At 43.6% G+C, this 12,803-nt stretch carries 7 protein-coding genes; 5 read left to right on the top strand and 2 right to left on the bottom strand.

The window, feature by feature from the left end:
- Positions 1–45: 45 nt before the first annotated feature.
- Positions 46–1,107, top strand: a complete 1,062-nt coding sequence (locus tag BACINT_RS04255; protein ID WP_007660853.1) for a glycoside hydrolase family 2 TIM barrel-domain containing protein — start codon at positions 46–48, stop codon at positions 1,105–1,107.
- Between the two features lie 89 nt (positions 1,108–1,196).
- On the opposite strand, the gene BACINT_RS04260 is transcribed toward BACINT_RS04255, so the two are convergent.
- Positions 1,197–2,858 carry an IS1182 family transposase gene (locus BACINT_RS04260; RefSeq protein WP_007662726.1) on the bottom strand — a complete coding sequence of 554 codons (1,662 nt, stop codon included), beginning with the start codon at positions 2,856–2,858 and terminating at the stop codon, positions 1,197–1,199.
- 125 nt (positions 2,859–2,983) lie between these two features.
- On the bottom strand, positions 2,984–6,976 hold the full coding sequence (locus tag BACINT_RS04265; RefSeq protein ID WP_007660855.1) for a hybrid sensor histidine kinase/response regulator transcription factor: 3,993 nt from the start codon (positions 6,974–6,976) through the stop codon (positions 2,984–2,986).
- A gap of 287 nt (positions 6,977–7,263) precedes the next feature.
- Here BACINT_RS04265 and BACINT_RS04270 point away from each other — a divergent pair, with 287 nt between their 5' ends.
- The 4 genes from BACINT_RS04270 to BACINT_RS04285 are packed head-to-tail and all read left to right on the top strand — an operon-like array spanning position 7,264 to position 12,798.
- Positions 7,264–7,680, top strand: coding sequence for a hypothetical protein (locus BACINT_RS04270; protein ID WP_007660857.1), 417 nt, complete (start codon positions 7,264–7,266; stop codon positions 7,678–7,680).
- 47 nt (positions 7,681–7,727) lie between these two features.
- Entirely contained in the window at positions 7,728–8,336 is a 609-nt protein-coding gene (locus BACINT_RS04275) for a hypothetical protein (protein WP_007660859.1), read from the top strand.
- 8 nt (positions 8,337–8,344) lie between these two features.
- Complete coding sequence (locus BACINT_RS04280; RefSeq protein WP_007660860.1) at positions 8,345–11,212, top strand: glycoside hydrolase family 2; 2,868 nt, start codon at positions 8,345–8,347, stop codon at positions 11,210–11,212.
- A gap of 32 nt (positions 11,213–11,244) precedes the next feature.
- A complete protein-coding gene (locus BACINT_RS04285; RefSeq protein ID WP_007660862.1) occupies positions 11,245–12,798 on the top strand; it encodes a glycoside hydrolase family 43 protein in 1,554 nt (517 codons plus the stop codon).
- Positions 12,799–12,803 lie beyond the last annotated feature (5 nt).

Below are 12,803 nucleotides of genomic sequence, written 5' to 3' on the forward strand. Positions count from 1 at the left end.
GGAAAGTTTCGCCTACATTTGCATCGAACTTAAATATATAATATCATGAATATACAACGATTATTAATCTGCATCTGTGTGGTACTAACTGCCGCCATCTCCGCTACTGCTCAAAGCAAAGTATGGAGTACAGAACAAGCCCAGAAATGGGGCAAAGAAAATCCGTGGTATTGCGGAGTAAACTACATTCCCGCCACTGCCATCAACTACACTGCCATGTGGGATAAAACGTCCTTCTCACCCGAAGTGATAGAAAAAGAAATGAAGTTAATGAAGAGTTTAGGTATGAACTGCGCGCGCATAGTGATGCAATATGCGGTATATGAAGAAGATCCCGCATACTTCATACGTACACTCGACCGCTTTCTAAGTATCTGTGATAAGTACGGTGTAAAAGTAATGCCTATTTTCTTTGATGATTGCGCCTTCGGTGTCAATACAGACCCGACAGTAGGAAAACAACCCGAACCGCTGGAAGGCTGGTACGCCTGGGTCTGGTCTCCATCTCCCGGCTACTCAATGGTAGTAGATGAACGGACTCACGGTAAACTGGAAAAGTATGTAAAAGAAGTAATGAACCACTTCAAGAATGACCCGCGTATCTTTGTATGGGACTTATACAACGAGCCTACCAATACCACCATGCCGGAAAGAAGCTGGCCACTCCTCCGTAAAGTCTTCACATGGGCGCGTGAAGTGAATCCGAAGCAACCCATCACATCAGGACTCTGGAACGAAAACAAAGAGCTAAATGACTTCCTGGCATCAAATTCAGACATCATCACTTTCCATTGCTATGCTTCGAAAGAAGAAACTGAAAAAGTGATGAAAGAGCATCTTAAACTAGGTCGTCCTACCATCTGTACCGAGTGGATGAACCGTGTAGCTCACTCCACTATCCCGGAAATCCTCCCAATGTTGAAAGAAGCACATGTAGGCAGCATGATGTGGGGACTGGTAAATGGAAAGACGCAGACCCATCTATGCTGGGGACACCGTCCTGAACAATTGCCTTACACTGGAGTATGGCAACATGACATTTACAAAGGAGATTATACCCCGTATTCTGCTAAAGAAATTGAAATAATCAAGAAAACAACCAAGTAGATAGAAAGATTGTTTTTAAACTGAGGTTGTGTCAAAACGTTGGCACAACCTTTTTCTATAATTTATCGTCCTGTTATCTTTTCTTTTGTCTACGCCGCTTTTTTCTCATTCATTTGGTAACAAGTTGCTATATTCCCGTTGTATCGGGTTATAAATAGTCCAATAAATATAGATTTAGTAAGTGTAATGAGCTCCTTTCCTGTTTTTCTCAGTTTTGCACACATCTTTTTGATATTAAAAGCTATGGCAAAGAAGGCAAAGTCCATTGTCACCTTGTCTTCTCCCACATGCCGGAACCTCCTGTATGCCATGTTGTATTTCATTTGTCCGAACACAGCTTCCGGTTCTATACACCGCCTGCCCCTATGCCTGACTCCTTCTTCTGAGACTAACCTTTCCCGTGCCTGCCGTTTGTATTGGTTTAACCGGTGGTTGACTTCTATAATACGGTTCCCCCGTGCTTTAAAACAACTTCCATGCAAAGGACAACCTTCGCATCTTTGTGCTTTGTACCGGGCACTTTCGGTGATGTATCCGCTCGCTGTTTTGTCATGTCTGGTTCCTATGCGGTTCATGTGTTGCCCCATCGGACAAACGTAATAATCCTCCCCCGCATTGTAATGGAGACTTTCCGCATGGAACGGGTTGGGAGTATAACGGGGACGCTGCTCTTTATGGAAGTAGTTGTACTTGACAAAGGCCTCTATCCCGTTTTCCTGCATGAACCGGTAATTTTCTTCCGAGCCGTAACCGGAGTCTGCCACACCGATACCCGGTAAGCGGTTATAGCGGTGCTGGAAGGAGTGGAAGAAAGGGATCAGGGTCAGCGTATCGGTGGGGTTGGGAAACAGCCGGAAGTCTATGATGAATTGGTTTTCAGTACCTGTTTGTAAATTATACCCGGGCTTGGTCTGCCCGTTCTTCATGGCGTCTTCTTTCATACGCATGAATGTAGCATCAGGATCGGTCTTGGAATAGGAATTACGTTCTCCAAGGACTTCAAGGTGATTGTCGTATTCCATCAGCTTGTCACGATACCCTTCAAGTTCCCTGACCTGTTTCTTCTTTTCGCGCAGGGCTTTCTTTTGTTCCTTATCCTTTGTCGCAGGCTGGTGTTCTAGGACTTCTTTAAGTTCATCCACTATGTCAGAGAGCATGGCGGGAGTGAATTGGGCGGGTGTGTCTTTTACGGAGTTCTCTTGTGCAATGGCTTCGTCCACCTGTTCCAGAAGGATACGAATCTTGTCCAGCAACTTCGTGCGGTGCTTTTCAACACTCTTGCGCCAGACAAAAGTATATTTGTTGGCTTTGGACTCAATCTTGGTACCGTCGATATACTCCACGTCAAGACTGATGAAACCCTTATCGGCAAGGACAAGAACCAACTGCGTGAAAACGTTGTTTATCTCCTCCTTTACACGGTTACGGAAACGGTTGATGGTGATGAAATCCGGATGCTCATGACCGGCAAGCCAGATATAATGAATGTCACGCAAAAGAAGCTTCTCTATTTTACGACAGGAATAGATATTATTCATGTAAGCGTAGATAATTACCTTGAGCATCATTTTAGGATGATAAGCTGAGCGCCCCGTTTCTTTATAAAGCTTCTTGAAATTATCAAGATTGAGATTATCAACAACTGCATTGACTATGCGGACAGGGTCGTCCGCAGCTATGTTTTCATCAATTCTTTGTGGAAAAAGAACGGTTTGGTTGGGAATGTAAGGACGAAAATGTAACTTTGCCATAACGAAAAAAATGATGCCTAAAGTTACATAAACTTTGGGTAATAACAAAGCCTGGGCTTGGGAAAGTCCGGGCTTTGCGCATAAAAAAAGGTTGTGCCAGCATTTTGACACAACCTCTTCTTTTATCACTGCTTCACATGACTCTTAGCAAAGTCTTTCGGCAGCACCCCAAACTGTTTTTGGAAGCTCTTTGAGAAGTACGACAACGAGCGTATTCCCACAATCATACAGATTTCATTAATCCTGTACTCCCCTTCCAGCAACAACTCAGCAGCTTTTTTCAAGCGGATAATACGAATAAAGTCACCGGGAGTCAATTCCGTAATCCCCTTTAGTTTCCGGTGCAGACTGGTACGGCTCATATTCACCTCCCGTGCCAAATCATCAATATTAAACGTATCATCATCCAGATTCTGCCTGATAACTTCCGTCAGTTTATTCAGGAAGTCCTCATCCGCTTTATTCTGTACCATACTATTGGTAGCAATATACGGGCTATTAGCAAAGTTCTGCCGGAGTTTACTTCTGTTTTCCAATAAGTTCTTAATCTGCACCAACAGATGAGGCATCGCAAATGGCTTCTCCATATACGCATCCGCCCCACTATTCAACCCTTCAATCTTATTGTTCAGTGTAGTCTTCGCCGTCAGCAGAATAATAGGAATATGGCAGGTTTCAAGATTCGATTTAATCTCATTACACAGTTCCAGTCCATCCTTCAACGGCATCATGATATCCGAAACAATGAGGTTTACAATATCTCCCTTGAGTACCTCCATTGCCTCCTCTCCATTATTGGCAGTGAGTACCTTGTAATATCTGCTCAACTGGACAGACAAGAAAGATTGGAGTTCTTCATTATCCTCAACCACCAGTATGGTTTCCTTAGCAGAGAAAGAGTCTTCAAGTACCACAGTCGAAATATTATCTTCGTCAGTTATTGCATCTTCAATCAAAACATCTTCCTCGGCCTGTTGAGCATCAGCCGATGCATTGGTAGGTATTTCCACCACAAAGGAAGTATCTTCCGCTTCTTCATCCAGATACAACTGTCCGTTATGCAGCTGCACCAACGAAGATGCCAACGTAAGTCCGATACCCGAACCCGGTTGCGTAGGATGAGCGCCTTTTATCTGGAAGAAAGCTTCGAAAATACGCTCCCGCATATCCGGTGGAATAGGCGTACCGTCATTCTTCACGGTAATCCGGAAAATACGACCATCCTCACTCACCGACAGTATGGCTTTAATGTATGTAGACGAATATTTAATAGCATTATTAAAGAGATTACTACATACCTTCGTTATAGCTTCTTCGTCCACCAGTGCCATCACTGCATGATCGGGACATTCCAGTATCATCTCCAGCTTCTTCCGCTTACCTGTCGGGACGAAGCGATTGAATGTATTAGCCACCAATACATTGATATTCCGTATCTTCAGAGACAACGTAAACGCTTTAGACTCTATCTTACGGAAATCCAGCAACTGATTCACCAATACCAGCAAACGGTCTGTATTCCGTTCCATTGTTATCAGGTTCTCCTTCGTTTCGTGCTCATCCGGATGGGAAGTCAGAATATAATCGAGAGGTGCCTTAATCAATGTTATCGGAGTTCGTATCTCATGTGCAACATTCGTAAAGAAGTCTATTTTAGCCTTATATATTTCCTCTTTCTTCTGCTGTTCCTGATGGGCCATTTTCTCATCTACCTGCCTCTTCTTCTTCCGTACATAGAATCGGATGACACCGAAAGACATACCCAGAATCAGCAAGGTATATAGTGCGTAAGCCCAAGAGGTCCGCCACAGCGGAGGAATGATATTGATATTCACTACAGTATTCGTATCACTCCAATCATGGCCATCCCTCGAGTATTTGATATGAAGTATATAATCACCGGGAGGAATACTATTATACGCTATTCTAAAGATATTGTCCACGTAATTCCATTTCTTATCAATCCCCTCCAGCATATAAGCATACTTCCCGTTTCCTTCGGTAGAATAATTCAATGCAGAGAAGCTGAAGCTGAAAGTAGCCTGGTCATAATTCAGGTTAATCGTATTTGCATACGGTATAGCCTTGTCCAATACATGATCAGAAGTTCCCACCTGAACTTCCTGATTGAATATGTAGAATCCTGTCAGGACAACGGAATACTTGTTTTCATTCGGATGGAAGTTTTTAGGATTGAAAGCTACAAAACCATCTATACTGCCAAAATACAGTGTACCATCTTCTGTCTTGATGCCAGAATTGTAATTGAACTGCTTACTCCGCAATCCATTAGGAAGATTATACAGCGCCTCAACACTCATCGTTTCAGGATTGAAGTTCGCCAACCCGTTACTGGTACTCAACCAGAAATGCTGATGATCATCTTCCAGAATCTTGTAGACCACATTGCTGGGAAGTCCTTGTTTCGTAGTGATACGCGTAAAAGTATCATCCGTCTCATTGTAACGGCAGAATCCACCGTCCTCGGATGCAAACCACAGGCGCTTTTTACTATCTTCAAAAGCACAGGTAATCCGGTCGTAACAGAGACTGTTAGGGTTCTTCACATCATGACGGAATCTCTTTATTTCCTTGGTATCCGGATTATATCTAGCTACTCCAAGGTTATAAGTTGTGAACCAGATATTTCCGTTCTTATCTTCCAGGATATCGCTGATGAACATGCCATTCATAGGCATGAATACCTTGAAACCATCTATTTCGGGCACATACGTATAAAGTTCCGTAGTCGAACTCACCCAAGTAGTATTCCGGCTATCTGTATAAATGGCAAATATATCATTATTGAGGATCGAATTTGGATGTCCGTCCTTCTCGTAATGTCTGCAATGATTTGTTTTTAAATCCAGTACATCTACTCCTTTAGTAAAGGTTCCGATCCACAACTTATCACCTACCAGATTCAGACATTGAATATTCGTAAAAGAAATATTCACCGGTTTAGTCTTATCGGATATATGTGTAAATAGCCCGGTATGGGTATCGTAGTAGTTCAACCCGTTATCTTCCGTAGCAATCCACAAATAGCCTTTCCGGTCACTCACAAATTCTCTGACTCTGTAACCGCTAATAGAGTTTTTATAGGCAATGGGATAGAAGTTCTCAAAATAAGAATATTGCTTAGGAATATAGTCCACACCGCCGAAGTAACTTCCAACCCAAATCCCCCCTTCCCTATCTTTAAAGAGGGCATAAATGGCATTATCAGAAATAGACAAATCATTGTATGCTTCATAAGTGATATGCTGAACCGCCCCATCTTTCAAGACGTAAATGCCGCTTTCCGCACCTACCCAATACTCATCTTTCGAGATCTTTTCAATATGCCGCACATAAATATCAGAATTTCGCGATTCGTCAATCTGGAGTTTCTTAGATTCTCCGGTTTCTTTATTGATAAGAAACAATCCCTTGTCCAGAGTACCCAGAAGAATATACTGTTCCTTATAAGCACAGATAGCGGTAGGAGTATTATCATTCCGCGCTAAAAAGGTTGTTTTATCTCCATCGATATCATATTTGATAACCCCTATATCGGGAAAGGCAAGATAAGCGGTTCCATCTTCATCCAGAAATAACGCCCGGGGGGCATAAGCTGTGTAGGGTGCAAACCTATCATGCATATTATAAAGTTTATCCTCCGATGGCTGGTAAATGAATAGTCCGTCACCGGAAAGTATCCATACCCTATCCGACTTATCAATATAAATCTTATTGATAAATCCGTCTACCCTTTCCTGCTTATCTGTTTGCTTATTGAAATTCGAGAAAGTCTCCGTAAAAGGATCATAAAGAGAAATCCCTTTATCCGTGGCAATCCACAAGGTTTTGTCCTTATCTTCAGTGATGCAGTATATCATACTGTTCCGAAGTTCATTAATAGAGTCACCACGTTGGTAGACCTTAAAGTCATGTCCATCGAACCTGTTCAGACCGTTCTTAGTTCCCACCCAGATAAACCCTTTGCTGTCCTGAAACAAGCACATTACCGTATTATGTGACAAACCGGAATTATTATTATAATGTTTAATCTGTTGTGCCCAAAGGTTCCCCAAACAGAATATCCCCAAGAATAATATTAGTATAATCTTTCTCATAAGAATATGTTTTTCATATAGCTCGAACTACTGATGCAAATTTAGGAATTAAAATCAATTCCGGCATAAGAAGAGCATAGAATAAAGCCCAAAAGGCCCATTCTGGTCGAAAAACGCTAAAAATGGCAAAATAGTATCTTTTCAACACCTCCTGACCCTTCTCATTAATATATAGAATGAGTGAAAAGTGTCATTTTTTGGTGTTGTATTGCCAAGGCTTTGGGCTAATCTTCAGTATGTTTGCAGCAGGCAGAGTTAGATTTGTTAATCACTAAATTTATGTAGTTATGCAAAACTGTAAAACCAAAAGAGAAGTAATAAAAATGGTGCTGGATGGTCAAAAACCTCCTTATGTACCTTGGTCTTTCAAATTCACGCAGGAGCCCAAAGAACAACTGCAAAAGTACTACGGTGTAGAAGATCTGGACGTAGTATTAGGCAACCATGTTCTTCAGTTAGGTAGCGATATCGGTTTCTTCGAATACCTGGGCAATGACCTGTATCAAGATGTATTTAAAGTAGTATGGGATCGCAGCATCGACAAAGACATCGGTGACGTAAAAAGTATCGTGTTGCCGGAACCCACCTTGGAGAGATATACATTCCCCGACCCACTGGATCCCCGCTTCTTTGCAAACATCGAATCGGAAATAACAGCCAAACCGGATATGTTCCCTTACAGGACAGAATCACAGTATCCGTAGATTGGAACAAGGTACCTCAAGGTGACGATGTTGTAGGTGTCATCGAGTTGACTTTCGGTAATCAGACAAAGGAAGTATTCGTTCCTGTCTTCAATCCGGCAAACCCCACAGTTGAGGAATTGAGAGGAATGTATGTAGAAGACAACGGATGTGTTTCCATCAATGCCGGTAAATTCCACCGAAAAGTGGAAAATAGCGGTATAAAAATCAGAACTATCAAGGGATTGGGATACGAGAACGATTGTGTTCTATTGGGAGAAGCTACCCAGAATGTGCCCAATATGTGGTTCACTAACAAAAGCCCTAAAGCCGAATATGACTTCTATACATTCAATGGTGGTAATGCAACCGTACATGTTTATGCCCTACCCTTGTTCCCTATCAACTCCAAACATGATACCCGTTACGGTATCATGATCGATGACGGCATGGTACAATGGATGACTACTTCGGCTAAAGAATACTCCAGCCAATGGAGACTGAATGTGTTCCGTAACAGTACCATCAGCACTATCAATGTAAATGTCGACAAGCCCGGCAAACACACCTTGAAACTAATCTGTGCCGACCCGGGTATGATTATCCAGAAAGTAGTTATCGACTTCGGTGGAATGAAGCGCTCTTACTTAGGTCCTAACGTAACATACATAAAATAATAATAATTATGGAATTAAAGAAAATCTTGATTGCAGCCGTATTGGCTGCCGGCATGGCATTTCAGACAAATGCCGCAGATATTCCGCGCAAGGAATATCCCCGCCCTCAGTTTGAACGGACAGCATGGGTGAATTTGAACGGTGAATGGGATTACACATTCGATTTCTCCAATTCGGGTATGGAGCAGGAGTATTACAAAGCTACTTCCTTCTCAGGAAAGATAACAGTACCTTTCTGTCCGGAAAGCAGTTTATCCGGTGTAGGGCATAAGGACTTTATCAATCATATCTGGTATCATCGGGAGATAAGTATTCCGCAGGATTGGAGCGGCAAGAATGTATTGCTGAATTTCGGAGCTGTCTACTACAATTCTGAGATTTACATTGACGGAGCTTTGGCAGGACGTCACTTCGGCGGTAGTTCTTCTTTCAGCATCGATATCACCAAGTTAGTGACTCCGGGTAAGGTACACCACCTAGTAGTACGCGCATCCAGTGATTTGCGTTCGGGCATGCAGAGTGCCGGTAAGCAGAGCCTGCAATTTGGTTCTTACGGCTGTAACTATACCCGTACTACAGGTATCTGGCAGACTGTATGGATGGAAGCGATCAATCCTTCCGGCTTAAAATCCGTACAAGCCGTTGCAGACGTCGATCAGGAGCAATTGGTCGTATGGCCTACATTCTACAGTGACAGTAACAACAAGCTGAAGATTACGCTGAAAGATGGTAATAAAGTCGTTGCTGCTGCCACAGTGAAAGGTACCAACAGTTCTGTGGCCGTACTTCCGGTAAAGAAAGCCAAACTCTGGTCACCGGAATCACCTTTCCTATACGACATTACTTATCAGATGATTGATCCGGCAGGAAAGGTTATCGATGAAGTATCATCTTACATAGGTATGCGCAAAGTGCATATTGAAGGAAATAAGATTTATCTGAATAACAAGCCTTACTATCAACGCCTGGTACTGGATCAGGGTTTCTATCCCGATGGCATCTGGACAGCTCCTACCGATGAAGCATTGAAACGCGACATCGAGTTATCGATGGCTGCCGGCTTCAACGGAGCACGCCTGCATCAGAAGGCATTCGAAGAACGCTTCTATTATTGGGCAGATAAACTGGGTTATATTACTTGGGGAGAGGCTCCAAGCTGGGGTATGGATGCCAATAACATAGAGGTGGCACGCAATTTCCAGGTTGAATGGTCGGAACTGGTACTTCGTGACCGGAACCATCCTTCTCTATTGATCTGGACACCGATGAACGAAGAATGGTGGCCTGATTTGGTTCAGTACCCACGTTTTACGACCGATTTATACAATCTGACGAAGTCACTCGACCCTACCCGCCCGGTGAACGATGCCAGCGGTGGTTGCCACATCAAAACAGATATATGGACTGTACACAACTACGAACAGGATCCTGCCAAGCTGAAAGATATCATCTACAAAGATGGTAAATTCTTCCAGGCTCCCAACTATAAGATTGGAGTACCTGCAGCCAATATTGGCTTCAACGGTTTACGCCAGAATGCAGTATATGACTTCCCGGTATATGATGGCAAAATGCCATATCTGATTGATGAAGTAGGGGGTATTAAATGGGTGAAAGACCAGGATAAGACCAACTCAAGCACACAATCATGGGGTTACGGCACACCTCCGAAAACTGAAAAGGAATTCCTGGAACGACTGGAAGGTCAGATGAATGGCATTCTCGAATTGAAAGATCAGGTTTGGGGATATTGCTATACTCAGCTGACGGATGTGGAACAGGAACAAAACGGTATTTATTACTATGACCGTACTCCTAAGTTTGATACGAAACTTATTCACAGTATCTTCAGTAAGAATCCTGAAGATCTGGAAGGCACTTATACCAATCCATTATGCAATTATGGTCCGGATCCCTGGGCTATCTGGCACGATGGTTCCTACTATTACATGCATACCATGGTCGACAGCCTCGTGTTGTGGAAGACGCAGGATGTGACCGACATTCGTAATGCAGAGAAGAAAACAATCTGGATTCCGACAGACCCGTCTAATAAGCATAACCTGTGGGCACCCGAGATTCACAATATTGATGGAAAGTGGTACATCTATTATGCAGCCGATGACGGTAACTCCGACAATCACCAGATGTATGTACTGGAAAATACAAACAAAGATCCGTTCAAGGGAGAGTTCGTGATGAAAGGCCGCATCAGTACGGATAAAGATAACAACTGGGCTATTGATGGATCAGTATTCGAAAACAAAGGCAAATTATACATGGTTTGGTCCGGTTGGCAAACCCGTCGTGTGGATACCGAAACCCAATGTATCTACATTGCCGAGATGAAGAATCCCTGGACACTGGGTTCCGAAAGAGTCCTGATCTCTAAACCGGAACTGGAATGGGAACGCCACTACATTAACGAAACCGGTTGGAATCCTCCACACAAAGTATTTGTGAACGAAGGACCTCAACCGTTGAAGAGCCCGAAGGGTAAATATATTCACGTTGCTTATTCGGCAAGCGGTGTATGGACTCCGTACTATGCTTTGGGCATGCTGACAGCAGATACGAATGCAGACTTGTTGGATCCGGCATCCTGGAAGAAAGCTCCCCAGCCTCTGTTCCGCCAGTCTCCTGAAAATGGAGTATACGGTACAGGACACAACAGCTTCTTCAAATCACCTGATGGCAAAGAATGGTATATCCTGTATCATGCTCGCGACACTCAGGTAGATCCTCCGGGCATGGGCGATACAAGATCTCCCCGTGCTCAGAAGATAGAATGGAAAGCTGACGATTACCCTGTATTAGGTACCCCTTATCCAAAGACGATGCGGTTGAAAAAACCGTCAGGGACAAAGGTTAAATGATTAAACTGAAACTCTGAAATCAACAAACAATAATGAACAAAGCATCTTTATGGATAAGTTGCCTTGTGCTGTTTCTCCTTGCCGGCTGTACGAATGCCGGCAAGCAGGCAGCTGAGGAAGAAACAACTTTCACCAATCCGGTCATCTATGCTGATGTACCGGATGTTGACGTTATACGCGTAGGTAGTGATTACTATATGATTAGCACTACCGCACACATGTCACCCGGAGCGCCTATCATGCACTCCAAAGACATGGTTAACTGGAAAATCATCAGCTATGTGTTTGATGAACTCAAAGAGAGCCCATACAATGATCTGGAAGGCGGTAATATCTACAGCCGCGGACAATGGGCTGCTTCCTTACGCTATCACGACGGGCTTTTCTATGTATTCTTCGGTACAGGAAACAAATCCTACATTTATACGGCAAAAGATCCGGCAGGAAAATGGGAACAGAAGCTTGTGATTGATGAGTATCTGCACGATGCTTCCATGTTGTTCGACGATGATGGACGCATTTATCTGGCTTATGGTGCACGCCATATCCGTATCATTGAATTCAATAAGGATTTGTCTGGAATCAATCCTAACGGCTTACAGGTAGAAGTTATCCCCGGTGAGCCACAAGGGTTACTGGAAGGCACTCACTTCTATAAATTCAATGGTAAATATTACCTCACTCTGATCTGGTGGCCGGAAGGCGGCATACGCACACAACTCTGCTTCCGTTCCGATAAAGTGTCCGGACCTTATGAGATGAAAACCATTCTTTCGGATGATCTCGGATATGCCAATCACGGTGTAGCACAAGGATGCTTCATCGATACAGAAGCAGGCGAATGGTATGCTATGTTGTTTCAGGACCACGAAGCCGTAGGCCGTGTACCTGTGCTGATGCCTTGCCGTTGGGAAAATGGTTGGCCCATGCTGGGGGACGAAAATGGCAAAGTGCCTCCGGTAATGAAAGTACCCGTACAAGGATATGATGAAAAGACGGAACTGGTAGTCAGCGACAACTTCGACGAAGCTCCCAAGCTGGGACTGACCTGGCAATGGAATCATAATCCGGATAATTTGCTATGGACTCTCACCGAACGCCCGGGCTATCTGAGACTGAAAACCGGAAAAGTAGTAAAGAACCTCTTCGAAGCCCGCAACACACTGACGCAACGTACTGAAGGTCCCAAATGTAGTGGTGTCGTTTCCTTAGACCTCACCTTCATGAACGATGGTGACTATGCAGGATTGGCAGCATTCTGTTCTGAACCGGGAATCCTCTCTGTCGTGAAAGAGTATGGAAAAAAGTATCTGGTGATGACCGACCGCAATGTAGAAAAAGCACGGCGCGAACTGAATCAGGATATCGTCTTCCTGAAAATGGAGTGTGATTTTACCACTGACTATGCCCAATTCTCCTATAGCCTGGATGACACTAACTGGACTCCGATAGGCGACAAATTCCACATGATATTCAGTATGGCGCACTTCACTGGTAATAAATTCGCTATATTCAATTATGCCACAAAGGCTGCCGGTGGATACGTGGATGTTGATTTCTTCCGTTACGAAAAGCAATCTAATTAATAGAA

It is taken from the genome of Bacteroides intestinalis DSM 17393 (genome assembly GCF_000172175.1).
Taxonomy (GTDB): domain Bacteria; phylum Bacteroidota; class Bacteroidia; order Bacteroidales; family Bacteroidaceae; genus Bacteroides; species Bacteroides intestinalis.